Origin of the sequence: Streptomyces sp. NPDC059008 (assembly GCF_042749045.1) — a bacterium.
Taxonomy (GTDB): Bacteria; Actinomycetota; Actinomycetes; order Streptomycetales; family Streptomycetaceae; genus Streptomyces.
Window position 1 is genome coordinate 38788 of the sequence record NZ_JBHYJC010000037.1, and the last position, 26571, is coordinate 65358.

The 26571-nt window shown below is 68.0% G+C and carries 26 protein-coding genes and 1 pseudogene; 16 read left to right on the top strand and 11 right to left on the bottom strand.

The window, feature by feature from the left end; translation table 11 throughout:
- Positions 1-74 precede the first annotated feature (74 nt).
- The 4 genes from ACFWZH_RS30525 to ACFWZH_RS30540 all read left to right on the top strand — a co-directional run bounded on the left by ACFWZH_RS30525 (position 75) and on the right by ACFWZH_RS30540 (position 3337).
- Positions 75-347 (top strand): hypothetical protein, encoded by a 273-nt coding sequence (locus tag ACFWZH_RS30525; protein WP_384438392.1) that lies wholly within the window; start codon positions 75-77, stop codon positions 345-347.
- Positions 310-843, top strand: coding sequence for a DUF6879 family protein (locus tag ACFWZH_RS30530; protein ID WP_384438395.1), 534 nt, complete (start codon positions 310-312; stop codon positions 841-843). The genes ACFWZH_RS30525 and ACFWZH_RS30530 overlap by 38 nt, the downstream gene beginning before the upstream one ends.
- A gap of 15 nt (positions 844-858) precedes the next feature.
- Positions 859-1800 carry a helix-turn-helix domain-containing protein gene (locus tag ACFWZH_RS30535; protein WP_384438398.1) on the top strand — a complete coding sequence of 314 codons (942 nt, stop codon included), beginning with the start codon at positions 859-861 and terminating at the stop codon, positions 1798-1800.
- Between the two features lie 886 nt (positions 1801-2686).
- Positions 2687-3337: a hypothetical protein gene (locus tag ACFWZH_RS30540; RefSeq protein ID WP_384438401.1), complete on the top strand. Its 651-nt coding sequence runs from the start codon at positions 2687-2689 to the stop codon at positions 3335-3337.
- A 114-nt stretch (positions 3338-3451) separates the two neighbouring features.
- Here ACFWZH_RS30540 and ACFWZH_RS30545 read toward each other — a convergent pair whose 3' ends face one another.
- Positions 3452-3778 carry a winged helix-turn-helix domain-containing protein gene (locus tag ACFWZH_RS30545; protein WP_384438404.1) on the bottom strand — a complete coding sequence of 109 codons (327 nt, stop codon included), beginning with the start codon at positions 3776-3778 and terminating at the stop codon, positions 3452-3454.
- Positions 3775-4263, bottom strand: coding sequence for a hypothetical protein (locus tag ACFWZH_RS30550; protein WP_384438407.1), 489 nt, complete (start codon positions 4261-4263; stop codon positions 3775-3777). Before ACFWZH_RS30550 ends, ACFWZH_RS30545 begins: the two co-directional genes overlap by 4 nt.
- Positions 4264-4582: 319 nt before the next feature.
- Here ACFWZH_RS30550 and ACFWZH_RS30555 point away from each other — a divergent pair, with 319 nt between their 5' ends.
- From ACFWZH_RS30555 to ACFWZH_RS30570, 4 genes are all read left to right on the top strand, one after another.
- The gene (locus tag ACFWZH_RS30555; protein ID WP_384438410.1) at positions 4583-4780 is read left to right on the top strand and encodes a hemerythrin domain-containing protein; all 198 of its coding nucleotides are present in this window, start codon (positions 4583-4585) and stop codon (positions 4778-4780) included.
- Positions 4781-4783: 3 nt separating this feature from the next.
- Entirely contained in the window at positions 4784-4945 is a 162-nt protein-coding gene (locus ACFWZH_RS30560) for a hypothetical protein (RefSeq protein ID WP_384438413.1), read from the top strand.
- Between the two features lie 751 nt (positions 4946-5696).
- Entirely contained in the window at positions 5697-10472 is a 4776-nt protein-coding gene (locus tag ACFWZH_RS30565; protein ID WP_384438416.1) for an RHS repeat-associated core domain-containing protein, read from the top strand.
- Complete coding sequence (locus ACFWZH_RS30570; RefSeq protein ID WP_384438419.1) at positions 10469-10930, top strand: SUKH-3 domain-containing protein; 462 nt, start codon at positions 10469-10471, stop codon at positions 10928-10930. The genes ACFWZH_RS30565 and ACFWZH_RS30570 overlap by 4 nt, the downstream gene beginning before the upstream one ends.
- A 137-nt stretch (positions 10931-11067) precedes the next feature.
- On the opposite strand, the pseudogene ACFWZH_RS30575 reads toward ACFWZH_RS30570, so the two are convergent.
- A pseudogene (locus ACFWZH_RS30575) lies at positions 11068-11175 on the bottom strand (Uma2 family endonuclease); the annotation flags it as partial.
- A gap of 350 nt (positions 11176-11525) precedes the next feature.
- Between ACFWZH_RS30575 and ACFWZH_RS30580 the strand changes: the two are divergent.
- A complete protein-coding gene (locus ACFWZH_RS30580) occupies positions 11526-11984 on the top strand; it encodes a hypothetical protein (RefSeq protein WP_384438422.1) in 459 nt (152 codons plus the stop codon).
- A gap of 584 nt (positions 11985-12568) precedes the next feature.
- Here the strand turns inward: ACFWZH_RS30580 and ACFWZH_RS30585 are convergent.
- Together ACFWZH_RS30585 and ACFWZH_RS30590 are read right to left on the bottom strand one after the other, a co-directional pair.
- Complete coding sequence (locus tag ACFWZH_RS30585) at positions 12569-13570, bottom strand: protein-L-isoaspartate O-methyltransferase (RefSeq protein WP_384438425.1); 1002 nt, start codon at positions 13568-13570, stop codon at positions 12569-12571.
- 99 nt (positions 13571-13669) lie between these two features.
- Entirely contained in the window at positions 13670-14350 is a 681-nt protein-coding gene (locus ACFWZH_RS30590; RefSeq protein ID WP_384438428.1) for a hypothetical protein, read from the bottom strand.
- A gap of 299 nt (positions 14351-14649) precedes the next feature.
- On the opposite strand from ACFWZH_RS30590, the gene ACFWZH_RS30595 reads away from it, so the two are divergent.
- The 4 genes from ACFWZH_RS30595 to ACFWZH_RS30610 all read left to right on the top strand — a co-directional run bounded on the left by ACFWZH_RS30595 (position 14650) and on the right by ACFWZH_RS30610 (position 18441).
- Positions 14650-15132, top strand: coding sequence for a 3'-5' exonuclease (locus ACFWZH_RS30595; RefSeq protein ID WP_384438431.1), 483 nt, complete (start codon positions 14650-14652; stop codon positions 15130-15132).
- Between the two features lie 708 nt (positions 15133-15840).
- Entirely contained in the window at positions 15841-16458 is a 618-nt protein-coding gene (locus tag ACFWZH_RS30600) for a hypothetical protein (RefSeq protein ID WP_384438434.1), read from the top strand.
- Positions 16459-16561: 103 nt separating this feature from the next.
- Complete coding sequence (locus ACFWZH_RS30605) at positions 16562-16795, top strand: hypothetical protein (RefSeq protein ID WP_384438437.1); 234 nt, start codon at positions 16562-16564, stop codon at positions 16793-16795.
- 197 nt (positions 16796-16992) lie between these two features.
- A complete protein-coding gene (locus ACFWZH_RS30610; protein ID WP_384438440.1) occupies positions 16993-18441 on the top strand; it encodes a pentapeptide repeat-containing protein in 1449 nt (482 codons plus the stop codon).
- Between the two features lie 295 nt (positions 18442-18736).
- Here ACFWZH_RS30610 and ACFWZH_RS30615 read toward each other — a convergent pair whose 3' ends face one another.
- The gene (locus ACFWZH_RS30615; protein WP_384438443.1) at positions 18737-19873 is read right to left on the bottom strand and encodes a hypothetical protein; all 1137 of its coding nucleotides are present in this window, start codon (positions 19871-19873) and stop codon (positions 18737-18739) included.
- A 614-nt stretch (positions 19874-20487) separates the two neighbouring features.
- On the opposite strand from ACFWZH_RS30615, the gene ACFWZH_RS30620 reads away from it, so the two are divergent.
- Positions 20488-20766, top strand: a complete 279-nt coding sequence (locus ACFWZH_RS30620; RefSeq protein ID WP_384438446.1) for a hypothetical protein — start codon at positions 20488-20490, stop codon at positions 20764-20766.
- A gap of 209 nt (positions 20767-20975) precedes the next feature.
- Here ACFWZH_RS30620 and ACFWZH_RS30625 read toward each other — a convergent pair whose 3' ends face one another.
- From ACFWZH_RS30625 to ACFWZH_RS30640, 4 genes are all read right to left on the bottom strand, one after another.
- Complete coding sequence (locus tag ACFWZH_RS30625) at positions 20976-21629, bottom strand: HNH endonuclease family protein (protein ID WP_384438449.1); 654 nt, start codon at positions 21627-21629, stop codon at positions 20976-20978.
- Positions 21630-22220: 591 nt separating this feature from the next.
- Positions 22221-22508 carry a DUF6207 family protein gene (locus tag ACFWZH_RS30630; RefSeq protein ID WP_384438452.1) on the bottom strand — a complete coding sequence of 96 codons (288 nt, stop codon included), beginning with the start codon at positions 22506-22508 and terminating at the stop codon, positions 22221-22223.
- Positions 22509-23125: 617 nt separating this feature from the next.
- Positions 23126-23710: a VOC family protein gene (locus ACFWZH_RS30635; RefSeq protein ID WP_384438455.1), complete on the bottom strand. Its 585-nt coding sequence runs from the start codon at positions 23708-23710 to the stop codon at positions 23126-23128.
- Between the two features lie 33 nt (positions 23711-23743).
- On the bottom strand, positions 23744-24289 hold the full coding sequence (locus ACFWZH_RS30640) for a DUF6207 family protein (protein ID WP_384438458.1): 546 nt from the start codon (positions 24287-24289) through the stop codon (positions 23744-23746).
- Here ACFWZH_RS30640 and ACFWZH_RS30645 point away from each other — a divergent pair.
- Together ACFWZH_RS30645 and ACFWZH_RS30650 are read left to right on the top strand one after the other, a co-directional pair.
- On the top strand, positions 24223-24927 hold the full coding sequence (locus tag ACFWZH_RS30645) for an HNH endonuclease family protein (protein WP_384438460.1): 705 nt from the start codon (positions 24223-24225) through the stop codon (positions 24925-24927). The genes ACFWZH_RS30640 and ACFWZH_RS30645 overlap by 67 nt on opposite strands.
- A gap of 159 nt (positions 24928-25086) precedes the next feature.
- Positions 25087-25521 (top strand): DUF6283 family protein, encoded by a 435-nt coding sequence (locus ACFWZH_RS30650; protein WP_384438463.1) that lies wholly within the window; start codon positions 25087-25089, stop codon positions 25519-25521.
- Between the two features lie 327 nt (positions 25522-25848).
- Here the strand turns inward: ACFWZH_RS30650 and ACFWZH_RS30655 are convergent, their stop codons facing one another.
- Positions 25849-26472, bottom strand: a complete 624-nt coding sequence (locus ACFWZH_RS30655) for a TetR/AcrR family transcriptional regulator (RefSeq protein ID WP_384438465.1) — start codon at positions 26470-26472, stop codon at positions 25849-25851.
- Positions 26473-26571: the final 99 nt, after the last annotated feature.

The window sequence follows — 26571 nt, forward strand, 5'->3', positions numbered from 1 at the left end:
GATTGGCGGTGCCCAACTGCCGCGGGACGGTCGTTGCGCAACTGTGCGCAACCGACTCGACAGGGGAGGCAGTCGTGACGTTACGGTTCGTCGGGATCGCCCCGAACACCGGAGGCGAGGGATCGCCGACGGTGTGGGTGGAGGAGGGGAGCGCCGATCTGGTCCTGCAGGGCGAGGGAGCCGAAGCGCTCCTGCTGCAGATGATCGGCAGCACCCAGTGGGTGCCCGGGCACGCGATGGGGGTCTCCGCCCATGAGCGGGTTATCCGGATCCCGGCTCGCATGGTGCCGATCGTGAGGGAGGCGTGCGATGTCGCTGAACGAGCTCAACGAGACACCGTTCGCTGACCTGCTCGCCGCGACCCGCCACAGTGCTGTGCATCTGGAGATGCGCGACCAGTACGCGGTCAGCGACGAGGCCGAGGACTATGCCGCCTTTCTGCGCACCGGGGTGGCCAACACCGACCCGTCTCGGTCGTTCTGGCCCGACTGGCTGCCGCTGGTGGCCGACGCTGTGTCCCGCGGGGTGGTGATGCGCCGGGCGCGGATCGTCTCCGAGCCGGTCACCGACTACATCCGCTACGAGCACGCCATCACCGTGCTCAACCTGCAGGCCGGGGAGGACGTGCGCTGGCTGCCCCGCCGCCAGGCCGCCGACCTCGCCCTGCCCGGCGCCGACTTCTGGCTCCTGGACGGCCGCCTCGTGCAGTTCAACCACTTCACCGGCGCCGGAGACTGGGCAGCCAAGGAACGCACCAGCAACCCGGAGACCGCAGCGCTGTGCGCGGCCGCGTTCGAGGCGGTGTGGTGCAGGGCTGTCCCGCACGAGAAGTACACCGTCTGACGGCGCCGGAAGCTCGTGCCCGCCTCCCCGTCCTCCAGCGCCCAGGCCGCCCGCGAGGCCCTCGCCGTGCGCCTGGGCCACCTGGTGCGGGACGCCGGGATCACCGGACGTGAGCTGTCCGCCCGGTGCGGCTGGCACCCCGCCAAGACCTCCCGGATCCTGCGCGCCAAGGCCGCGCCCTCCGACGGCGACCTGCGGGCCTGGTGCACCGCATGCGGCGCCGAGGACCAGGCCGCCGATCTCATCGCCACCGCCCGCGCCGTGGAGTCGATGTACCTCGAGTGGCGCCGCCAGCACCGCGACGGCATGCGCCGCACCCAGCACGACGTCCTCGCCCGCAACGCCGCCGCCCGCCTGTGCCGCGCCTACACCTCCAACGTCATCCCCGGCTTCTTCCAGACCGCCGACTACGCCCAAGCCCTGATGCGCTCCATCACCGACTTCCAGGGCACCCCCGACGACATCCCCGACGCCGTCGCCGCCCGCCTGGCCCGCTCCCGCTTCCTGTACGAGGGAGGCCACCGATTCGTCGTCCTGATCGAGGAGTGGGTGCTGCGCACGAGGATCGGCTCCACCGAAACGATGGCCGGCCAGCTCCAGCATCTGCTCACCGTGATGCCGCTGCCGTCGGTCTCGCTCGGCATCATCCTGCTCGGCGCCGCGCGTACCGTGTGGCCGCTAGAGGCGTTCTACCTCTACGACGACCACCACACCGTCGTCGAGACGTTCACCGCCGGCATCAGCGTCTCCTCGCCGCCCGCACCGACGGGTCCGGCTCCCCGGGCGGTGAGCTCACCGCGCGCAGCACCACTGCTCTGTACGACCCCACCGGACGCATCGAGGCGGAGTTCCCTCTCGATCGCGGGCCCCATGAGTGCCTGGCCAAGGTCGTCCTGGCGTGGACCGGCTCCCCTGGCCTGGAGAGAGCGGACTACGAGCAGATCGCGCTGCAGCTGACGGGCGCTGCCCGCGCGTTGGTCGGCGATGTGCGCCGTGCCGCATACCGGCTCCCGCAGGACCATGCTGCCCGGGTGCTTGCCGAGTATGTTCTGGCCGAGTCTGAACGTCGCCTGTCCGTCCGGCTGGAGGCACCGTGCGCTGTGTCCAGGGCCGGGCCCGGCTCGTGCGTGCCCTGTTCGACCGCCTGGACCGGCTCACCAGCGTCGTCGTCCCGGATCGGCCCGTCAGAGTTCTCTGACCGCCGCAGCAACCACACGACTGGCACGGCGCTCGGCCTGCGGGCCCGGTCTGATGTGACGGGGGGATTCACCGTTGCCGTCGGGCGTCAAGGCTGCTGTGGGCCTCATATACCACTGAGTCGTGATTATGAGTCTGAGTCATAGTTTTAAGCCAAGAGCCCGGGTAGGACGGTTCTGGGCGACTCGTGCGGTTACCCGGTCGGGCTGCAACAGCATCACCGGTGGGCTGTGAACGCCAAGTACGTCGACTGGCGGCCGAGTTGTTGCCGACAGGAGTTGTAGGGGGAGGGCGTGATGCTCCTCACCTCAGTGATGCACAGGCCCGTCTGCGTGAGGATGCCTGGGCTAAACGGGGCGAAAGATGGCGTAGACCTCTTTATGGGGCTTTGCCCATTCCTATGCCACATCTAGCTTGATCGCCCAAGCAAGTAGCCATGTGGAAATAGGTAGTAGTGGAGAAGATGCGTAAAACAAAGTGGAGTGTTCCGACGGTCGCTGCAGTGGTCGCCTCGGGGTTCTCGACGGTCGCTGCGGGCGTAGCGATGACGATGGTGCCTACCGTCGGGAGTGCCGCCAGTGCGAGTACTCCAACGCGCACCGGGCCGGCGGCTGCAGCCGCGGGGCAATCGGCTGGGACGGTCCAGGTGGCTGCGAACGACACAGCGGCGCGGAACTTCAAGGACGCGTTGCAGCAGTTCCGCAAGGACCATGCAGCGGCCCCCGCGAAGGTCAAGGCCGACGCTGTGGCACGGGTGAAGAACCAGATAGCCTCCGGCAAGTTGGCGACCCACCTGCCCGACGGCGCGCACTTGGCGATCGAGCGCGCTCGCGCAGCCGTCGGGCCGGACGGTACTACCCTGGCGATCCCCATCCAAGGTGGGGGACTGCTTTCCGCGAGCGGCCTGACGGTGCAGATCGGCAAGGACGGTGCTCTGCGCAGTGGCGAGTCGCAGTTCAAGCCCACGGGGCCGAATTCTGGGGTGTGGACGGCCTGGATGGACGGTGTCCTCACGCAGCACGTGAGCGCCTCGGGTGACGGCGCGTCATCCCCGGCGACCGGTCCTGTGCCGAAGGCGACCTCGGGTGGTCAGGTCCTGCAGGCGGGCTTCACCTCGGGTGGTCACGTCCAGCAGGCGGGTTTCTGGGACGACCTTAAGAAATGCATCGATGACGACTCGATTCCCGGCTGGGTGATGGGGATCCTCGGGGCGCCCTGCGCGGCCATGGGGCCTGCGTGCGCGGCGGCTGTGTCCTTGTACTACGGCAACGAGGTCCTCACCTGCCTGGGCATGTAGCTGCTCGATCAGAGGCTGGCGGGCACCTTAAGGATTCGAGGTGCCCGGCAGCCTCTGCGCGGTTGGGGCGCAGTCACGGCTTCCGCCCGATCCCTACTTGCAGGTACGCGGTAGTCAGGCGTCCGGGTTGGTGTCCTGGTCGGTTTCACGCTGGAGTAGCCGCTGCAGTGCCGCGACATGTCGGCTGTAGCGGGCCTGGCCCAGTGGGGTGATGCGGAACCAGGTGCGCGGGCGCCGTCCGATCCCACCCTTGCGGATCTCGATGTAGCCCGTGTCTTCCAAGGCGCGGCTGTGCTTGGACACCATCGAATCGCTCAGCCCCGTCGTCTCCCGGACCGTGCGGAACTCTACCCACTGCGGGCCTGCGGCCAGCAGCGCACAGATCGACAGCTTCGGCAGCTGATGGATCACGGGGTCCAGGCCCTCGGATGCGTCGGTCATCGCCGCTGGCTCCCGGTGAGGATGTCCCCACGGATCCCCGCGGCCATCCAGGTCAGGAAGAACGCGATCACGCCCCCCGTGCCCACCGCGACCACGATGGCCGCCCATGCGGCGCCGCTTGACGAACCGTTCAGCCAGCTCAGCCCGAACTCCACCGCCACACCGCCCACGCACACCAGGAAGAACGCCGGGTAGCGCCGACGCAACGACGGGTACACCGCGAACGGCCACACATCCCGCCGATTCATCCCAGAGCGTACGGAGAACATCACGATCAACGCCAAGAACAGCAGACTGCCAACCATGCCGTACGGCAGGTCCGGAATGCCCAAGCGCCGGTAACCGGCCGCCGGGAACACGCTGCCGACCGAAAGCGTCCAGGACACCGTGATCAACACCGGAAACCACCAGCCCAGCCGGACTCGCGCAGCCGAGGCCTGGCGCTGACGAGCCACAACGTCCATGCCTACCCGGTACTCGTCCATCCGCTCGCTCCTCACGCAAAGTCACTTTCCAAGTGGAAAGTACTTTCTGGGCTCATATTTTGGCAACCCGAGAATGAAGAGCCCCAGTGGCGGCGCCGTTGCCATGGGTCACAACAGGACCTCAGCGGTGGCCTTCGACGGTGTCGACCTTGCGTTCGACGACGCCCACGGGCTTGAGGGGCGCAGGAGCAGGCGGACGTTGAGTGCCATCCGCTGGACGCGGAGGGAGAGCGCGCGCGACAGCAGCTGCTGTCGCTCCCGGACGGTGAGCCGGTGTTCCAGGGATATGGCCCGGGCGGCCGAGGTGGGAGTGCCGGCCTTGGGTGTTGTAGACGCCGCCACCGACCTGCTGTTGTTCTGCCACGGGTTCTGCGCTGCCCTGTCCGGCCACCATCGCGCCGAGGACGGTTCGCTGTTCCCGGAACTGGTACGGGCGCGACCCGACCTGGCGCCGGTGGTCGCGAAGCTGACTCAGGACCACAACATGATCGAGCACCGCATCGGTGGATTGCAGTAGGCGGTGGCCGAGTCGACCGACCCAGAGGTGGCGCACCGTCACCTGGAGGGGGTCGAGGCGGTCATGGAGACGCACTTCAAGTACGAGGAGAAGCAACTGGGAGCGGTGCTGGACGGCATGGACGCCGACTTCGACCGCACCGAGATCTTCGGCCCGATTAGCTGAGCCGCGTCCCGGTCGCGCCGCCCACCGACGGCGACCGGGAATCCACCTGGGTTCGAGCTGAACCGCCACCGCCTCGCCCGGGTCCTGAACCGCGACCGCCGGGTTTCTGTGACCGTCCTTGGCTACACCGCCGAGGCCGGTACAAGGCCAGAGGCTGAGTTCGGTGTCCGGGCAGCAGATGTGGCACGCCTCCACGCTGGCCATGAGCGCCTTCATGGCCTGTTTCCGGGAAAGCGCTGAACGGACCCGAGGCGTCACATCTGCTGAATGTGAGGCCTACCGGAGCTGGCGTAGGGCACGCCGCGTCCACATGACCGACGGCTACCGGGCCGGGCGGTCGGCGGCCGTCGTCACACGTTGCACTCGCTGCGTCTGTGTCCGGCACCGTTGCCGGCAGCTGGCCGCGCCCGCTCACGGGTCAGGCGACGGGAGTGGTGGCGCTGGTTGTACTGGGGACAGGACCGGTCGGCCGTCGGTGCCAGGAGGGCGACGGTTGCCGGGCCCGCAGCGCGGAAATGTGCGGTGCGACGACGGCGCGCTGCTCGACTCCGGCGGGTACCGCGCGCTGCGAGGAACGGCAGGCCGACCGCCGCGCCCAGCGCCGCGCAGGCGCGCTGGCCGTCGACGCCGCTCGCCTCTGAATTCTTGGCACCCAGCACGTCTTGTTTCGGCTCATTGTGAACTTGAGGAACCATTTCCCCAGGTGAGAGGGTCAGATCATCTGAAGTGCTTAACGGGGGGCGTGTTTCGCGTGGGTGTTGTGCTGCCTGGGTGGGCGGATGAGATTCTCGATCTCATCGGCGTGTCGTGGCCGAATGTGGATGAGGACGACTACCGCGAGATGGCCACGGCCATGCGGGAGTTCGCCGATGACATCGACGAGGGCGCGAACGAGGCGCATGAGGCCATCCAGGGGCTGGTGGGCTCCGCGGGCGGCTCCTTGGCGGTGGAGGCGCTCAACGCGCACTGGGGCAAGATCAACGGCACGCATCTGAAGAACCTGGGTGAATGCGGCCGTATGGCGGCCACCGCCTTGGACGGCGTCGCGGTGCTCATTGAGGGTGCCAAGATCGGTGCGCTGGTCCAACTGGGCATCCTCGCGGCCGAGGTGATCGCCGCGCAGGCGGCCGCCCCCTTCACCCTCGGGCTGTCCGAGGTCGGCGCGCTGGCTGCTACCCAGGCCACCCGGATGATCGTGAAGCGGCTGTTCAAGGAGGTCTGCCAGCAGGTCGCCGAACAGGTCATCAGCATCGCCCTGACCCCCGTCGAGGAAGCCCTGGGGGCGATGGTCGGCGACCTGGTGGTGCAGCTCGGCGCAAATGCCCTCGGTGTCCAAGACGGCATCGACCTCGGCCGGACGGCCAAAGCCGGCAAGGATGGCTTCAACCAGGGCGTCCAGGATGCCAAGGACTCGGCCAAGTCAGCCGCCGATAACCCTATGGAACTGCTCAGTGCCGGTGGCAGTCGCACAGGAAGCGGGGGAAGCGGCGGAGCAGGAGGCAGCGCGGGCGCTGCTGGCGGCTTCAGCTTCGACCCGGACGAGCACGACCGGGTGGTGACGGGGCTGCAGAGTGCGGGCGGCACGTTCCGCAACAAGGCGGGCGGCAAGATCGGCCGGGCCAGGAGCCACCACGGGCGCACCCGGGGCAAGGATGCCATCGCGGATGCGGCGAACGCGATGCTGGACAAGGTCATCGACGGCATCGAGGACGGCGTGAAGAAGACCGCCAAGCACCTCGACGACAACATGACCCGCGGTGTCAAGCAGATGGCCAAGAACCATCACGACAACGATCGTGCGCTTTCCGACCACTTCAAGGGACTGGGCAAAGACGGCAAGAAGGATCCCAAGGGCCCCAACGGCAGCTCAGGGTCTGGCGGCAGCGGCGGAGGAGCGTCGGCGAACTCGAAAGGCACGCACTCCCGCCGTGGCGATGCGCCGGGTGCCGGTGGCCGCGGCCGTAAGCAGGTGGAGAACCCTCGGGAGGCCGGACGGCCGCAGGACTCGGTCTGCCAGGGCGGCGAGCCAGTCGATATGGCGACAGGCCGCATGTTCATCGATCAGATGGACCTGTCGCTGCCTGGCTCGCTACCCATGCTGTTCAGGCGTTCCTTCGAGTCCGGCTACCAAGCAGGGCGCTGGATGGGCCCCCGGTGGGTGTGCACCTTCGACGAGCGGCTGGAGATCGACGATGAGGGCGTGGTCTACCTCAGCGCCGACCGAACGGCGCAGGCGTATCCGCATCCGACCCCTGGTGAGCCCGTCCAGGCATCGGCCGGTGCACGCCTAGACCTCGACGTTGACGACCTGACGGGCCACTACACCCTGACGGACGTCACCACGGGTCTGGTCCGGGAGTTCACCCGTCAGCCGGATGGCGCGATGGCCCTGCTGACCGGGATACGGGACCGGGCAGGCCACCGCGTCGATTTCAGCTACGACGCCTACGGCACGCCGCTGGACATGACCCACTCCGGTGGCTACCGCCTCCAGGTCACCACGGACGCTGGCCGGATCACTGCCCTGCATCTGGCTGGCGCGAGCGCAGACGGCCAGGACGTGCTCCTGACGCGCTACGGCTACAGCGATGGCCACTTGACGGAGGTCTACAACTCCTCCGGCCGTCCCATGCAATTCGCCAACGACGCTCAGGGCCGGATCCTGTCCTGGACCGACCGAAACGGCACCCGCTACCTCTACACCTACGACGAGCTCGACCGGGTCGTGGAAGAGGGCGGCGCGGACGGCTCACTCAGATTCCACTTCGACTACGGTGCCCCCGACCCGGTCACCGGCATCAAGGTCCACTCCGAGACCAACGCGCTCGGCCACACCACCCGCTACCAGATCAACGAGCACGCCCAGGTCGTCGCCGAGACGGACCCTCTCGGAAACACCACGTTCTTCGAACGGGACGAATACGACTTCCTGCTGTCCCAGACCGACCCCCTCGGGCGCACGACCCGCTTCGAGTACGACGACACAGGCAGCCTCGTCGCCGTCACCCGTCCGGACGGCGCACGGTCCACCGCTGCCTACTTCGGCGATTCGAACCTTCCGACTCTGATCACCAGACCGGGCGGTCTGACCTGGCGGCAGACCTTTGACGAGGCCGGCCGACGCAGCTCGCTTACCGACCCCGCCGGTACCACCACGCGGTACGGCTACGACGAGTCCGGACATCTGGCCTCCGTCACCGACGCTCTCGGCAACTCCACCCGCGTCCGCTGCAACCCGGCCGGCCTGCCCATTGAAGTCACCGACCGCGTCGGAGCCACCAGCCGCTACGAGCGCGACGCCTTCGGCCGCGTCACCACCATCATCGACCAGTTGGGCAGCGTCACCCGGCTGACCTGGAGCACCGAGGGCAGCCTGACCTCGTACACGGCTCCCGACGGAAACGCCGAGACCTGGACCTACGACGCCGAGGGCAACGTTCTCGCGCACACCGACCCGCAGGGCGGGGTCACCACTTTCGAGTACACGCCGTTCGAGACGCTTGCCGCCCGCACCAACCCTGACGGGACCCGTCTCACCTTTGCCTACGACGCCCACATGCAGCTCGTGGCCGTCACCAACCCTCTCGGCCAAACCTGGGAATACACCTACGACGCCGCTGGCCAGTTGATGTCGGAGACCGACTTCAACGGCCGCAGGGTCGGCTACCAACTGGATGCCGCCGGCCAGCTCGTCTCGCGTACCAACCCTCTGGGACAGCAGATCCAGTACCGCTACGACGTACTGGGCCAGCTGGTGGAGAAGAACGCCGACGGAGCCGCCACCCGCTACACCTACGACCTCGCTGGACACCTGCTCCAAGCAACCAGCCCCGACGTCGCCGTGCTCCGCACCGTCGACGCTGTCGGCAACCTGATCACCGAGACCGTCAACGGCCGCACCCTCACCCACACCCGCGACCACCTCGGCCGACGCACTGGGCGGACCACCCCCGGCGGCCATACCAGCTCCTGGACCTACGACCAGGCCGACCGCCGCACCTCCTTGACCACCAGCTCCGGCCGACTTGAGTTCGCCTACGATGCAGCCGGCCACGAGGTCGAGCGCACCCTCGGCGACCATCTCGCGTTGACCAGTTCCTGGGACAGCGAGCACCGCCTCACCGGCCAGATCCTGCGGTCCGAGCATTCGGTGCTGCAACGCCGTGACTACACCTATCGCGCCGACGGCATCCTCACCGGCGTCGAAGACCAGCTCAACGGGCCCCGCACCTTCGACATCGACACCGCCGGGCGCGTCACAGCCGTCCAGGCCGCCACATGGACCGAGCGGTACGCCTACGACCCCGCCGGCAATCTCACCGAGGCGAACTGGCCCGCGGCCGGCCCCGGCAAGGCGGCAGTCGGCACCCGGACGTACGACGGCACGCAGCTCATCACCGCCGGCCGAATCCGTTACGAATACGACGCCGGCGGGCGCACCACTCTGCGCCAGGTCACCCGTCTGTCGAAGAAGCCCGCCACCTGGCGCTACACCTGGGACGCCGAAGACCGCCTCGTCCACGTCACCACCCCCGACGGCGCACACTGGCGATACATCTATGACCCGTTCGGCCGGCGCATCTCCAAGGAGCGTCTGGCGGCGGACGGGAGCACTGCGGAAGAGCGGACCTACTTCACGTGGGACGGCTCGAACCTTGCCGAACAGACGACGTACGCGCCCACCTTGCCCGGTCCCTACAGCATGAGCTGGGACCATCGGGGCCTGCACCCCCTGGCGCAGACCGAGACCATTACGACGCCGGCAACGGCCGACACTCCGCAAGACCAGATCGACCGCCGGTTCTTCGCAATAGTCACCGACCTTGTCGGCGCCCCAACCGAACTCGTCGACACGGCCACCGACACCATCGCCTGGCGCACTGTCCCCACCCTCTGGGGCAACACGGCCTCGGCAGCCGACAGCACGACGAACACACCGCTGCGCTTCCCCGGCCAGTACTTCGACTCCGAGACGGGCTTCCACTACAACCTCAACCGCTACTACGACCCCGAGACAGCCCGCTACGTCACTCCGGACCCGCTCGGCCTCGGGCCCGCCCCCAATCCTGATGCCTACGTCCACAACCCTCACACGTGGTGCGACCCGCTCGGCCTCATGCCGAAGAACCAGGGCAACCCGCTCAAGAAGGAGTTGATGGGCTTGGGCAAGGAGCGAGTCCAACACGTCGCCGACGGTCTCGGCGAGGACGAAAGGCCCCCTGGGGCCTACGCCGTAGGCAAGGATCGGACCACGGGTAAAATCTATTACGGTGACAGCGGCCCGGAAACGGGCCACGAACAATCTGTGCTCGACGCAATGCCTGAGGAATCTCAACGCAAGGACAAAGACAATCGCCCGCCCGGGGTGTGTGCTGAGCCTCGAATGTTCACCAATGCGATCAAGGACGGCGCAGATCCCAAGAACATTGATCTGGTGACCGTCAACACCAAGGGGGACAAGTTTAAGATGTGCGAAAACTGCAGGACGTGGGTTCCCGAATTCGGAGGAGAGGTCCTGACGGGATGAACGGCACACCAGAGCGGCGGGCGCTACAGGAACTGAGGGACGCCCTACCGGGGTCCGCTACCATCGAGGCCAATCCTCTGGACGTGGAAGAAGCCTGCCAGCGATACACCGAAGACGGCTATGAGGTCACCGACCAGCTCCGAGAATTTCTTGAGAGGTATGGTGAGCTCACCCTGGTCCTGAAGTTTCAGACGTCAGAGATGGAGCTCACGACATCCGTTGAAAGAACTCTGAGAAGCACACACGCCACTCCTCGGAACGTTCGAATCTTCAGCAAAGAACTTGGCCAGCGTGTCTTGCTGGTCGGTACTGCATTCGTGACAGAGGAGGCTGTGCTGCTGGCAGAGAACGACGACGTCCTGTTCGTCGGAGACGCCGGGTATCAGCGGATCGCGAATGGTTTTGAGAATGCGATCCGCGCGCTGGCCGCAGGCGACTGGGACAGAACGTTCTTCTGAAACTGAGCAGTCCCTGGTGGCCCACGGCCGCCAGGGACGACCCGACATAATGCGCTACGGATCCAGAGCAAGCCTGGACGCCGCGTCCCTTACCCCGGTAGGTGGCCGCCCAAGGCCAAACGGCGGCTGGCCGGGGTGACCCCCTCGATGATCTCGGCGCGGTCGCCGCGGATGTGTTGGAGCGCGTATTTGAGGGCGCGCTCGGGGTCGACGCCGTTGCTGTAGTCGGCTGGCGCTTCGCTCACCGGGACCGTCCTTGGGCTGGCCTGTGCTCGCCTTCAACCTAGCGCCCCACCGGCCGTGCGGCGGGGCGTAGGGGGTTGCGGTCCTTCGTGTGGGGTTATTCGCTCGTCGGTCACCCTTTCGCGGCCTGCGCAACGGTGGCTCGCTGAGGCGGAGGGTGCGGGCGAGGGTGGTCTTGTCGATGTCGTGGGTTGCTGCGGCTCGGATGGCTTGGTTGCGGCGGGCAACGTGTCCTTGGCGCCGTGCGTCGTCGGCGACGGTGTGCTGGAGGAGGCGTGCCCAGGCGACGTAGGCGCGGCCTTTCCAGTGTCGGAGGGTTCGGGTGAGGTCTCGGGAGGGAGGTGTGGGTGCGGTGCCGGCGAACAACGTCGCCGCGAAACCCCCCGACGTGCGCGACCGCCTCGCCCACGAGCAGGTGGCCCGCGCCGAACGCGACCCTCTGCTGCACCAGGTGGAACTCCGCTGGGAGGCACTCAGCACCGCAGCGGCCTGGCTCGCCGCGCACCACGCCTACGTGGCCACGGTCGACGAGGCCCGGATCGCCATCGACATGTGGCGCGACCACGCCGAAAGCGCCCTCAAGCGACCCATCTTCTGCTCCACGCCCCGCGACGAGATGGCGTACCGCCAGATCCAGGAAGCCGGATACCCCGCCCTGGAGGACGCGTATGCCGCCCTCGACCGGGCACCAGCAGAGTCCGCCGCCCGCCTGCGCGCCGACCTCGACCAGGCCGACCAGCACCGCCGCCAGCTCGCCGCCCAGACCCTCCAGCTGGCCACCGCCTCCGCCGCGTCGGGACGCTTCGCATGACCGGACGATTACATGGGAAGTGCGGCGTACGACCCGGCGTGGTTCTGCGCCATGCACCGGACTCCTGGACGCTACGTGCTGCCCCGGAACATTAGCGAGATCGAGATTGTGGATTGTCCCAGCGGGGAACCAATGGTCTGCAGCAACGGGGAGGTTACTGTTCAGACGACCCCCACATGGGCTGAGTGCAGGCCACCGAGCGCCGTGACGGGCAAGGGCCGCCGGGCTTCCTGACCAGGCCGTGTGATCCGCAACGCGCCCGGTTGCCGCCGCTCGGAAGGCAGGGGATCGCCTTCTCACGCTACACGATCAGATGTCCGGGGCCATGGCGGACATGACACGGGGAGCGTTCGCGGCGGTGGCCGGGGGTGCTGATCCGGCTGCCATCGGACGGGAGTACACAAGGAGCACGCCGAGACCTCGATGCTCGCGCTGCACCTGCTTCAGTCCGCGCTCGTGCACGTCAACACCTACGTCCGCCGGCTTCCGGCCGGTCGGCCGGAGCTGGCGGACGTGCCAGGGGCCCGGGCGGGGGCCGTCACGCTCCCCGCCCGGGCCCCTGAGCTTGGAGGGCTCGGCGCGGCCTATCGGGACAGGCGCAGGTGCCAGCCGTCGGCGCCTTGGGCGAGGGCGGGGGTGTAGGTCTCGGGTGCGGGGCGGCCGGCGCTCTCCCAGGCGGTGAGCCAGTCCCGCAGGACGGCGAGGGACGGGGAGTCGGGGCGGTCGGCGAGGATCGTGCCGTCCTGCTGGAGGACGGCGGCCGTGGTCGCGGTGGAGTGCCCGATGGCCCACAGGTCCGGAGTGAGGCCGGCCATGGTGAGCTGCGGGTCGGCCTGGGTGGCGGCGAAGGTCCGCCAGGATGGCCAGTCGAGTTCGCCGCCGTCGTACGGCTCGGTGTGGGCGTCCTTGAGCAGGCGGGCGAGTGCGGTGCGGGCGCCGGTGTGGAGGTGGTCGTCGCGCTCGCGCCAGGCGATGGAGATCCACGAGGGGGCGGGGGCGCGGTTCTCCCAGTCCACCCACCGGCCCGGCAGGTCGAGGTTGTCCTTCGGGGAGCCGGTCGCCTCGATGTACCCGCCGGTGAACACCGCCTCCACGACCGGCTCGCCGCCGCTCACGCGGACCTTGGCGACCACCGTCATGTTCGGCACGGTCGCGATCGGCAGCGGGGCGACGATCAGGCCGCCGTCGGCGACCTGGTCCACCCACGCCTTCGGCAGCAGCGGCGGGGTGCACCAGGCCACCATCCGGTCGTACGGGGCCCGCTCGGCGAAGCCGGCGGTGCCGTCGGCAACGTGGCAGCGGATGTGGTCGAAGCCGCGCTTGAGGTTCGCCCACTTCACGAGGTAGGCGTCGATGTCGAGGCTGGTCACCGCGCCGGTGGGGCCGACGATCTCGGCGAGCAGGGCGCCGGAGTAGCCGGAGCCGGTGCCGAACTCGGCGACGTTCATGCCCGCCTGGACGTCGAGGGTGGTGAGCTCGCGGTGGATCACGACCGGGTTGGAACGGTGCAGGGTGGCGCCGCGGCCGTCGTGGTGGGTGTAGTGGCGTTCGGGGACGGACTGGGCGACGTCGGCGACGGCGGTCACTGCTCACTCCTTCGAGGGGCTACGTGCACTCGTATACGGGCAACTGCTCCGGGCGGGTGAAGGACACGCGCCCGGCGGCTCGTCGGCGGGGTCAGATCGTCAGGGCGGTGTGGTGGTGCCATCCGGCGGCGGTGTACTCGCCGACGGGGCCGTGGCCGGGCAGTTCGGCCCAGGCGTGGTACTCGACCGGCGGCGGCGCGAACCGGGCCCCAGGTGCCAGTCGAGGCGACGGCCGAGCAGGGCTTCGGCGAGCACGGCCCCGAGGGCGGTCTCCATGCAGGCGGTCCGGCCCGGCCACCAGCCGGCGGTGACCACACCACCGCCGCGAAGCTCCTCACCTCCGCCCAGGCCGCGATCGAGCACGCGCCGGCCCTGCCGGGGCAGTCCTGGGCGAGCCACTACAGCCACGGCCGGTGGGCTCACGAGTCCGGCATGATCCACGCCAAACTCGGCGACCTCACCGCCGCCGAGGAACACCTCCACCTCTCTCTCGACATCCACGGCCTCGACCGCAAGCGCACCCGGGCGATCGTGCTCACCGACCTCGGCCACGTCCAGCTCAAGCGCGGCAACACCGAGACCGCCCTCGCCACCTGGAGCGAGTTCCTCGACTGCGCCGACGGCGTGCAGTCCGTACGGATCAACGACGGCCTGACCAACATCGCCGCCCGCCTGCCCTCGATCCCCGACAGCCCGGCCACCGCCGAGCTCGGCGAGCGCATCGCCGCCCGCGCGAGAGGCGCCCGTGACCACCGCCCGGCAGACCGAGAACCCGGCCACCTGGGACGACCTGTTCGTCCGCGACGTCGACGAGCAGCCGGTGCAGTTCGTACGGCCCGCCGACACCGACCGCCCGACCTGGTCGCTGTACGAGGCCGCGGTCTACCGGGGCACCGTGGCGGGCCGAGTCGGACGGCGGACGGCCGCTGTGGCGGGTTCAGGGCAGCCGGGAGGCCCACCGCGACCTGGACGACGCGATCCGTTCCCTGCGGCGCCCGTCGTCGTGGACCCGCGAGCGCGAGCAGGTCGCCGCCTGGGCCCGCCGCCTCCTCGCCGACGAGACGCTGCTGGCCGTCGACGTGGAGACGACCGGGCTGGAGGACGCGTACGCTGTGCAGGTCGCCGCCGTCGACCGCCGGGGCACCGTGGTCTTCAACGAGTACGTGCAGCCGAACGCCCCTCTGGAGCCGGCCGCCGTAGCCGTGCACGGCATCACCCCGGACCGCCTCGCCCAGGCCCCCGTCTTCGCCGAGCTGCTGCCCCGCCTCACCGACGTCTTCCACGGCACAACCGCGGTCGCGTACAAGATGGACTTCGACCGCGGCGTCATCGAGCGCGAGCTCCACCGCCACCACGGCGACCCCGCGGCGGCGGACGCGTGGCTGGCCCGGGTCCGGGAGGACGCGATGGTGCCGTACGCGGTCTGGCGCGGGCTGTGGTCCGTCAAGCGGGGCGCGTACCGCAACCAGCCGCTCGGCGGCCCGCACGACGCAGTCGCCGACGCGCGGCTCCTCATTGCGAAGCTCGAGATGGCCGCAACGCCGTCCACCTCACCCTGGTGATCTTCCCCGTCCGCGAGCAAGGGCCAGAGCAACACACGCGGTTACTCTCACAGATCCGCCACGCCCGCGGGCTGCTGACCGACCCGGAGAACACGATCACCTCGATCGCCAAGCTGCTGGGGTCTCCCGCACCACGATCTACAAGTACGTGCCGGAGCTGGCGGCCGGGAGGGACTCCCTGAGTGCCGCTTCGCCCACGACGGCACTGCCTGGGCCTCGTTGAGCGCTGCACCGAGGAAGGCGAGGGGCGTGGACCAGGTCCACGCCCCTCGCGGTCTCTCCGGCTGACCCGGTGAAAATTTCTCAAATTCATGGGACCGCCCAGAGAGATCGCGGCACCCCAGCGTCGACGATCCAAGATCACGTCGAGTCGCTTAATTTGTTCGTCTTAGTTTGTAGTCTTACAGGTTTCTTATAGAGACATCCTAGATTAGTGATTCGTATGGCGCTTGATGAACCGTCAAGTCGGGCTCTCACGGCGCGAGAATCGGCCGTGCGCTATGTGCAGGTATGCGGCACTATTAGGGCATGACGACGACGGAATCAGGGAGCAGTCAGCCGCCGGAGGACCAGCAGATGTCCCAGGCGCGAACCATCGAACTGCTCCTTGAGCGCTCCCAGCGGAAGAACCGCACAGTCCCCATTCGGAGGGTCCTGCTTCAGCAGGGTGAGCCTGGCTCAACGGCGGCTGGCCCCTTGAAGAGCTTGGTGAGCGGCAAGAAGGAGCGGGCGCTCGATCTCTACCTCCTGTTGGCCGCTGTCACGGGAGGTACGGACCACTCGGCCACCGACTGGTCGACGACCTGGGCCCGGTGCGTCGACCTCCATGACGAGAAGACGGGGGGCTCGGCGGTGTCGCGAGCGTGGAAGACGCTGCGGGATCTCCGCCTGATCGCCACCGAGCGGGGGGCCGAGCGCAAGACCAAGGTCACCAAACTCCTGGAGGACGGGACGGGCTCCCCCTACATCCCCCCGGGCAGCGGGGATCGCTATTTCCAACTGCCCTTCGAGTACTGGGAGAACGAGCTGCACAACCGGCTGACGCTCCCCGGCAAGGCGATGCTGCTGATCTCTCTCAGCCTGCGCAAGGAGGAGTTCGCGCTGGTTCAGAAGAAGATCCACGACTGGTACGGGCTCAGCACGCAGACGATCGGTAACGGAGTTCAGGAACTCCGAGACCACGACGTCCTCGAACACGTCGGTGAGGAGTGGTACGACACGCTCCACACCAAGAGCGGCAGGGGCGTCCGCCCCCTGTACTCGCTGATACAGCCGTACCACCACCGCGGGCTGACGCCCGCCGACAAGACTCCCGCCGCGCAATAAGCGCGCGGGCACTCCGGAACCGCACCGCTCACCTGGTTGGCACCTGAAGCGGTGCGGTTCCCTCAGCCACCGACGTAGATCGGCAGATTAAGAGGCACAAGAAGTGCAGTTCGAACGTAACCCATCCGATGACCACCCGCTTTCACCGCGTCGCCGGAAGATCTGGCTTGTGGTGATCGGGGTGGTGGTGCTGACCAGCGTCGCCTGGGTTCAGCCGCAGTACATCGAGGCGCTCGGCACCTGGGCGGCCGTGATCATCGCCGCGATGACGGCACCTGCACAGCGGCCTCCCGTGTGGCGCCGGCGTGGTCTGAGCATCATCGGCTCACCCGCCTGATCGCAGGCACACGGTTGGCAACGGACGCCTTCTCGGCCGAGGGGGCGTCCGCTGTCGCAGGTATCGGCATAACTGTGACACTGACAGCTGGTCAGGATCCGCCGTAAAGACCGGATATGGGGAGCGTATCCGGAGTCCAGACGCCGGCCGCGATGAGGCCCTGCAACCGGCAGAGGGGCTGAGTGGTCTCGGTGGGTGTGAACCTTCCTCTGTCCCGGTCCGGTACCGGCCAGCGTGGCCTGCGCCTGTGGCACGTCTGGATCGTCCTGCCCGCGGTCTTCGCCACCGCGATCGCCGTGGCCGCCGGCGCGTTCTTCGCCGGCTGGGACCTCCTCGGCGCCCAGGGCCTGAAGCACGAGCGCCAGCTCAGCGCCACGACGCTGTTCGATCTGGTGAAACTGTCCTTCGGGGCGGTCGCCGGAGCGGGCGCCCTGGTGGCTCTGGTCGTGGCCTACCGCCGCCAGCGGGTCGATGAGGACGGCGCCCTGCGGGAAGCCACCCGGCTGCACACCGAGCGGTTCACCACCGCCGTATCCCAGCTAGGCCAGGAGTCCGCCGCGGTCCGCCTCGGCGGCGTGCATGCCTTGGCCGGCCTCGCCGACGACGCCCCTACCCCCGCCCTGCGCCAGACCTGCATCGACGTCCTGTGCGCCTACCTCCGCCTGCCCTACACCGCCAAGGCCGATCTCCCGGTAGACGACGCGGATGCACTCCACGGCTACCTGGCCCTGCGAGAGGTCCGGCACACGGTCATCCGCCTCATCCGTGACCACCTCCGCCTCCGCTACGGCCACTCTCACTCGTGGCAGGGGCATGACCTGGACTTCAGCAACGTGATTTTTGACGGTGGAGACTTCTCGCGTGCGGAGTTCTCCGGCGGCACGGTCACCTTCAACGGCGCGGAGTTCCCTGACGGCACGGTCACCTTCAACGGCGCGGAGTTCTCCGGCAGCACGGTCACCTTCGACGACGCGAAGTTCACCGGCAGCACGGTCACCTTCGACGACGCGAAGTTCACCGGCGGCACGATCTTCTTCATCGACGCGGAGTTCACCAGCGGCAGGGTCACCTTCGGCGACGCGAAGTTCTCCGGCAGCACGGTCACCTTCGACGACGCGGAGTTCTCCGGCGGCATGGTCACCTTCAAGGGCGCGGAGTTCCCTGACGGCACGGTCACCTTCAACCGCACGAAGTTCACCGGCGGCACGATCTTCTTCGACGTCACGGAGTTCACCGGCGGCACGATCACCTTCACCAGCGCAGAGTTCACCGGCAGCAGGGTCGGCTTTATCCGCGCGAGGTTCACCGGCGGCACGTTTGACTTCATCAGCGCGGAGTTTGCCGACGGCACGGTCAACTTCAACGGCTCGGAGTTCGCCGGCAGCACGGTCACCTTCGACGGCTCGGAGTTCGCCGGCAGCACGGTCACCTTCAGCCGCGCGAGGTTCACCGACGGCACGGTCACCTTCGACGGCTCGGAGTTCGCCGGCAGCACGGTCACCTTCGACCGCGCGGAGTTCTCCGGCGGCGCCGTGGGCTTCTCCGCAGCGCGGGGTAACGCGCCTGATGGCCTGCTGCCGCCACCCGGCCAAGCCCTGCCAACGGGGCTGAGCGTCCCTGCGGTGTGGCACGTGATCAGGCCCTGACACGCACGCCACCTCGTCGACCACATGGGCCGGAGATCGGTCACACCCTGTCTGGGCACCCCGCTGGCCACGGCGGGCCCCTACATAGGACCGTCGACCGCGATGGTCTCCGCTTCGACGTCTCGGCGTTTAAATGCCCCCCAGTCTGGCAAAGACCGTGCGGGCCCCCTCCGCGGGGAAGGAGGCCCGCACGGCATCGATGACCAGGATCATCGTCAAGGGGCGGCGGTAGCAGTGAGAATCTCGCCGTCGATCCGCACCCGCTGGCCGCCACTTGCGGCTGGCAGGTGCACGATCACACGCAGACAGTCCATACGGTCATCCTGCGGTCACCCAGTCTGCTGGGTCGCAGGCTCCCGATCGGCTCCTTCAGGGGCTTGAAGAAGGTATCTGGCCAGCTCATGAGGGTGACTACCCGGATGCCCCGCAGCAGGCACCACATCCTGGTCCCGTAGCCGGGCCCGCGTACCAGTCGGCTGATGTCAGGTTCCACCCAATAGCGCACGCGGGCGCGGCGGGCCAAGCGGCGAGCCAGAGCGGGACCCCAGTCGTTGTCCATGGACATGTAGCACAGCGCGAAGACGAGCCAGTCGATGTCCTTGTCGCTCCAGGTGGTGGCAACAGTACGCAGAATCCGCCGGAGCGCTGGCGGGTCACCGTCGGCGGCCCGAAGCTGCGCGATCACCTCCTTTTCACGAGCTTTGCCAGCAAGCCGGTCGGGATCGGGCTCGCAGTGCTGCAGCTGTGCGTGGGCCTGGTCGACGGTGGCGATGGCTTCCCTGACGGCGGCATCCGCAGCGTCGCGATCGGCCTGGTCCAGTTCAAGCGAGGTCAGGCGGTCCCGCAGGGTGGTCAGTTCGTCCCGGTACTCGGCCAGTTTCGTGTCGCGGTCGGTGAGGTCCTGTTGGTGAGCCTCGGCGCTCGTGGTGAGGGCGTGACGCAGTTCGGTGATGAGCCGCTGAGCTTGGGCGAGCTCTTCGTGGGCTGCGGCATGCACCGCGGCCTCCCGCCGTCGCCGCCCGGCCTGGGCTGCCCCTTTTCGGCGCTGCTGCCGGAGGCGACGCTGGTCTCGGCGATGCCGGGCCTGCAGCGTCTCCAGCCGTTGCTCCAAGGCATAGCAGCGTTCGGCTGCAGTTCGGCGCTCGTCCGCAAGTTCGGCCAGCAGCCCGTCCCGGTCCGCCTGCACCTCGGCTGCCGTGCGGCTCACAGCGTCGTACCGGGCACGCTCCTCCTGGAGCCGCTGCGCAGGTGCATTCTGCAACTGGAGGCTGGCCAACAGGCCCAAGGCTCTGTCCCGTTCGTCATCCGGGATAGCTGAGTAGCCTTCGCTTCCCTTCACCGCCGCGTTGTAGCCCTCGCAGAACAGACGAAGGCTGTCCTCCGTGGGCAAGCGCTCGCCGAGCATCCAGGGGCGCACCGTGGACTTGTTCACCCCCAGACGCGGCTGGGACTGCCCGCGGACGCCGGTGTCGGCCTCCTTGCAGGCTTCATACAGCGACCTTCACGGGCTGCGCTCAGCCAGCACTTGGTGCAGCCACTCCAGCAGTTCCCGCCGCTCTCCCGTCGCCTCCGGAGGTACCGGCGGCCACTTCGCCTCACTCACCAGCCCGCCCCTTGCTTCTCTCCCCACGCCGCGGTGCACGCCCGGATGCACCGCGGCTGACCTGCGGCGCATCGCCTCATGCGACGTCGCATCCGGGGCTGTTACCTGGTCTTGGCACCAGCATGGGCTCTTTGATGAGTGCTACGGGCCCGAACGTCCTAACCGGTCCCGAGCGGTCCGAGCGGCCGCAGCCTCGCTCCAACGCTCTCGCCCGAGGGCGGGTCTGCTTCTCACGGCAGCACTGCCGGAAACGCGTCAACGAACCGCGAGAAGAAATCCAACCGGCCGGGGACCCGGTCTCTGCCGCTCGACCACGAGACACCTCTCCATGTTCGGCAGGCGCCGCCGGACGAACCGGGCTTGCGGGGCTAACCCCGCGCCGGCCCAAGGTCACTCACGTCCATTCACGGCATGCTGCTGCATGCCACGAACGAAGGTGTGTCATGTCTATTGCAAGCATCGATCCGGCTGGCTCCCAACCGCAGTCGCAGTCGGCGGCGCCGTCGGAAGCTCTGCAGGAGGAGGCCCCTGGAGTTCGCTCGCCAGGGCAAAACTCCCTCGGCTGGGCGAAGCTGGCGCTGTGCACGCTGTGCATCGTCGCCGGCGTGGTCATCGGGCTGACGGGTCACGCGTATCTGGGCGGCGCCCTCATCGGCGCCGGCGCAGTGGGCGGAGGCATCAAGGCCATCCAGGTGACCGTCAACTTCCGCTTCCGCCGGTAGGGGAGGAGCGGCGTCCCGTCGGCCTGCATCGGGCCGACGGGACGCCGCAAGAGCGGTGCCATCGGATGCCTATGCCACGTCGCGATGTGCCAGCCGTGCCCATAACGTCGGCGGCAGAACCGCCTCCGATGGGCGGGAAGAGGCCGGGGCGCACTGTCCTTCGCACGTCGGTGCGCTCCGGCCGCCACACCACCCCGAATCTCCTTGCGCTACACCGGCTCGTACTCGACGTCGGTGTCCTCGCAGGTGGTGGCGAGTTCGCGGAGGGTGTCGCGCTCGGCCCGGTCGACGGTCAGGGCCCACCGGAGTTTGGTGGCTGTCCAGTCGGCGAGGTAGGTGCACTGGGCGTCGTCGGCCGGCGGCATCCACTCGGCGGGGTCCTGGTCGGCTTTCTGCCGGTTGGTGCGGGCGGTGACGGCGACCAGGGAGCGTTCGGCGCCGAGGTCGTTGGCGTAGGCCTGGCGCCGGGCGGCAGTCCACTGGGACGCGCCGCTGTCCCAGGCTTCGGCGAGGGGGACCATGTGGTCGATGTCGAGGCCGGAGGGGCCTTCGACGATCTGGTCGTCGTAGTACGACCGCCAGGTGCCGCCGCTCAGCTTGCAGCGGGGGCCCTCGGTGGGTGGGGTGGTGGCTTCGTCGATCAGGACTTCGTTGCGGGTGTTGCAGCCGTCCTTGTCCTCGTCGATCCAGTGGCGGAACTTGGTGCGTTCGTAGCCGTCGCGCACTTCGGCGGCCTGGGGGAGGGCTTCGATGGCGTCGTGGAGGCTGAGGGTCTCGGCGGCATGCGCCGGTGCGGCGGCGGTGGCCAGGGGCAGCAGGGCGAGGGCCGCGGCGGCGAACGCGCGGGCAGTCGTCGTGATCATGGTGTGTTGATATCGCCGGATCAGCGGCCGCCGAGGGCGGATGCGGATGGCGGTCACTCGGGGGAGTGGCAAGTCATACCGGGGCCGCCAAACCTCGGGTCCCGGCCGAGTTGCAGCTGCGCTGGTCGCATAGCCTCAGCTGATGAGGGGCGGGATGAGGGAAGAGCCGGTCGTCGCATCCGTCGCGTATACGGCTAAGTGCGAGAACTGCGGCGCGCAGCTGGAGTGCTGGGCCACGCAGGCCTTGGTCGCCGGAACGTTGCGCTGGGATGTGGAGTCCACCTGCGCGGGGTGCGGAGAGGCGACAGCCGCCTGCGGCCACGATGTTCCCCACCAGCTGCGGGATCGTCTGCTTGCTGACCTCGGGCCGGCCAAGCTCCGCCTGACGGACGTACCGGTCCGCCGCGTCGTGGTCATGAGGGTGCTGCGCGCGCAGCTCGGCACTGACCTGGCGAACATTGCGCTCCTCACGGACCAGGTCCTGGCCGGGGCCTACGCAGGGACGCTGCCGGAGGTGGAACACCTCGCCCGCACGCTGCGCAGCGCCGGCATCGCAGCGGTGGCGGTGGCTCCTGAGGCGCGGCCGACGGCTCAGTCGGTGCCGGGGCCGAAGGCGCCGTGGGGGAGTGGTGCGCGGCGGAGGTCGGCGTAGGCGCGGACGGTGACGCCGGCCCGGCCGGGGGTGCGCCAGGGGGCGGAGGGGCCGCTGGAGAGCCACAGTCCGCCGAGCGCGGAGGCGGCCTGGGCGGCGGTTGCCTCGTCGGCTGCCGTGATGTCGATGACGACCAGGCCCGGCTCGCTCAGATGCTCCTCGGAGATGTTCACGGCTGGGTAGACGCTGGCATCGGCCCGGGGGTTCTCCCCGACAGCGGATGTCACCCGGACGTGGGTGTTGCCGGCTTCACGGGCCCCGAGCGCGACGTAGGGCGGCGCTGGCTGCAGTGGGATGCCAGCCTCGAATCCTCCGATACCTGGACTCCAGGTATCGGTAATAGGCCATAAGCAGAGCAGGTCTGCTGTGCACGATTCCGTGAGAATTGGCTGAATCGCAAGGCGCAGTCACGTCGAGTCGGGTGCAGGTGTGTATGGCCGTTGCGGCAAAGCACCTGACGAGGAGGCTGCATCGACTCGACGAAGTCACGAAGCGACGAAGGAAGCGATAGCGGATATGACGTGATGTGACCACTGAATCAAGTTCCCTTTTGAGTCATGCCAGGGAAATCGCTTGCCGGGGAGTCATGGGCTGGAAAATATGGCGCGAGTGATGGTCAATGTGGCCCCCGTGTGGAGCTTCATTGGTTGAGGTGCAAGGACAAGGGGGAAGTCTTGAAGAAATCTCTTGCAGTCGCCGCCGCGTGTATCTCCTTAGGGGTGCCGTCGGTCTTTTTGGCGCAGCCGGCGAGTGCTGATTCGCGTGTCATGACTGATGGCACGGTGGGAGGCTGTAAATATAAGGCCATTGCGCCTGGCCCTCTGGTGCAAGGTGGAAAGGTGCTCTATGGGGTAGGTGCCGTAGAGAGCCTCTCGATCTCATCTTCGAGGTGAGCTCGCAATGGCATCAAGCCGAGATGGAAATTTCGGCTTGATGCATCAACGTTTTCGCCTTCTTTGAAGTAGAGGCTGGGCTGGTTCCCGCTGTGCAGGTACGCGGAGATCCCCTCGGTGTCGCGGCTCATGGGGCGCTGCAGCGCATCGCTCCAGAACTTTGCAACCCGAAGTGGGTCCCTGCATTCGATCGTCAGCCAGCGGAATTCAAGGCTTGGTGAGGCCAACCCAGCGAGGTGGCCAGGCGGGTCGAGTGGCTCTTGAGGCGTGATCACTTGAATCTCGACAGGAGCCGTGATCTCCACCCCGCCCAGAGCCGCGGCGTTCGGCATCACCGTGCCCCGTACCTGCACCATCGCGCCGTCTTCAAACTGAACCGGGCGTGGTCCTCCGAGTACGACCTGCGCTGTACCGGTGCCGTCGCTCACGAGCAGGAGCATCTCGGTTTCCCTGAGACCGCCCTCGCTGTAGTGGCCGCGAATCTCTACCCGCTTGCCGACATACTGCGGAACATCCTTAGCGTCGATCGCTTCCATGGCGTCCACTATCGGGGGTCCGGTCGTGCAGGACTAGCCAGTCCCCTGGTGGGGTTTTGGAGCTGGGTGCCGCCTGGCAAGGACAACACCTGCACCTACTCCGCCGGCCCGCTTGGCGGGCAAGGGGTGCGCGGCGGAGGTCGGCGTCGGCGCGGACGGTGACGCCGACCCGGCCCGGGGTGTGCCAGGGGCGGAGGGGCCACTGGAGAGCCGCAGTCCGCCGAGCGCGGAGGCGGCCTGGACGGCGGTTGCCTCATCGGCTGCCGTGTTGTCGATGACGACCAGACCCGGCTCGCTCAGGTGCTCTGGGGAGACTTCATGCACGGGCAGACGCCTGCCGCCGGCCGGAGGTTCGTCGAGACCGCGGACTTCACCCGTACGTGCCTGCGCCGCACCGCGCCGTGCCGGCGGTCGAGCCGCTGCTTCGCGAAGCACGGTTCGTCGGTTGACGTCCCCCAAAACTGTGGGTAGACCCAAGGAGCCTGACACTGGCTCACTGACCTGGGGGTTCCATGTTCCGCACGCGCCTGGTGGCCGTCGCCTGCCCTGTCCTGCTGCTGTCCGCGGTCGCGTGCACACCCGCCACCCCTCACGACGATGCGAAGCCGTCGGATGCGCCGACCGAGACCTCCCCCGAGGGCACGATCGGCAAGGTGTCCCTCACCGAGGTGATAGGTCGGTTGAAGGTGGCCCGGGAGTCCCGGGCCGGGTACGAACGCGACAAGTTCCGGCTGTGGGTCGACGCCGACAATGACGGTTGCGACACCCGCAAGGAAGTCCTGCTGGACGAGGCCGTGGTCAAACCCCGGCAGGGCAAGAACTGCCGGCTCACCGGCGGCAAGTGGCGCTCCGCCTACGACGGCAAGATGCTCACCAACGCACGCCAGCTCGACATCGACCACGTCGTCCCGCTCGCTGAAGCCTGGGACTCGGGCGCCTCGAAGTGGACCGCTGAACGCCGCGAGCATTACGCCAATGACCTGGATGCCGAGCGCAGCCTCATCGCGGTCAGCCTGGGCTCGAACCGCTCGAAGGGCGACAAGGACCCGGCCGAGTGGATGCCGCCAGCAAGGGACGACACCTGCGCCTACGCCACCGACTGGGTCGCCACCAAGCTCCGCTGGAAGCTGACCGCCGACCGCGCCGAGGTCAAAACCCTGCGTACAGCCGCTGGCGGATGCAAGAACGCGCGGGTGACGTTCCAACCGGCCGCGTAGATCTCTCCTCTCTGCTTCCAGTGGCGCCGCATCCGGCAAGAGTCCCGACTCCTTCGCCTGCGGGGGCGGGACCGGTGGCGATCGGACGGTGGGCGGTCCACGTGGCCGATTGCCTAGGCGGTAACTCCCCGATCATGGCTCCTCGGCCATACTGACGGTATGTCCTCGTCGCTTCGCCCTCCGGCACCGCGCCCTTGCGAGAGCTGCCCCTATCGCCGTGACGTGCCCGCGGGGGTTTGGGCGGACGAGGAGTACGCGAAGCTCGCCCGTTACGATGCCGACACTCCCTACCAGCCCACAGGCACGTTCCAGTGCCATCAAACCGACGCCGACGGCCATTCCCGGCGTATCTGCGCCGGCTGGGCCGGGTGCCACGAGGGTGAGGATCTGCTGGCACTGCGGCTGGCAGTGCTCGGGGGCTCTATGGACCCCGCTACGTACCGGGCCGTGGTCGAGTACGAGTCGCCGGTACCGCTGTTCCCTTCGGGCAGTGCCGCCGCTGCCCATGGGGCAGCGGGGATCCCCACGCCGTCCGACGACGCCCGTCGCGTGATCAACAAGATTTCTCGCACGCGCGGAGATCTTGTTCAGTGAGCCGCCGTGATCACGAGCGGAGCCATATGAGGAGTGCGACGGCCGTGACAGTGACGAGGAAGACGCACCCACGCTTGTCATAGCAGGCGGCGACGCCTCTGAACTGTTTAATCTTGTTGATCGCGCGCTCGCCCGTATTCCGGGCTTTGTGTGCACGGTCGCGCGGGTGATCTCCAGCCGCTCCAGGGTGCGTTCGTCGGCACCGAGTTGGCCGCTGAGCTCGGCGCCGACGCCGGGCCCTGGACGGGGAGGCTGCCTTCATCGGTCGCAGCAACTCCGGCCCGGTATCGCCGAGCACCTCGCCGCTGTGCCCGATGCAGCCTTGGTTTACGGACGTGCAGTGATGATGTCGGGGTCGCCCAGCGCGCGGTGGGCGAGCTCCAGCACGTTTTTGATCACCTGGTCGGTGTCGATGTCTTCCTGGCGTGAGATGAGGTCGTCGAGGAGTCCGTCGGTGGCGTGGTAGACCATGCGGAAGGCCACGGCGGGGTCGAGTGCTTGGAAGGCGCCGGCCTGTGCGCCTTGGGTGACGAAGACGCACATGAGGTCGATGACGCGCTGGTTGGCCTGTTTGCATAGTTCAAGCGACTTGGCGTTTGCCGATCCGTAGACGATGCGGTGAAGTTCGGCGTTGCGTACGGCGTGGTCGATGAGGGTTGCCATGAGCCGGTCGATCGTCAGCCACCAGGCTGCGCCCTCGTTCAGGATGCTCTGGGTGGTGGTGACGATGGCGTCGACGTATCGCTCCCACAGGGCGCCGAGCAGATGGTCCTTGGAGTCGAAGTAGAGGTAAAAGGTGCCTTTGCCGATGCCGGCGGCTTCGGCGATGGCTGTGATGGTGACCTGCTTGAAGCCGATGGTGCCGAAGACCTTCTCGCCCGCGCGCAGGATGTCGTCTCTGCGGTCCTCGGGGCTCTTGGTAACCCGCTTGCGTCGCGTTTTGGCTGTCATCGCCGCCCCTCCTGGCTGCCGGTGTTGTGTCGGCCCGGCCCACTGTATCTGACTGACGGCCGGTCATGACCGTTGACCGACCGCCGGTCACCTGGTTGA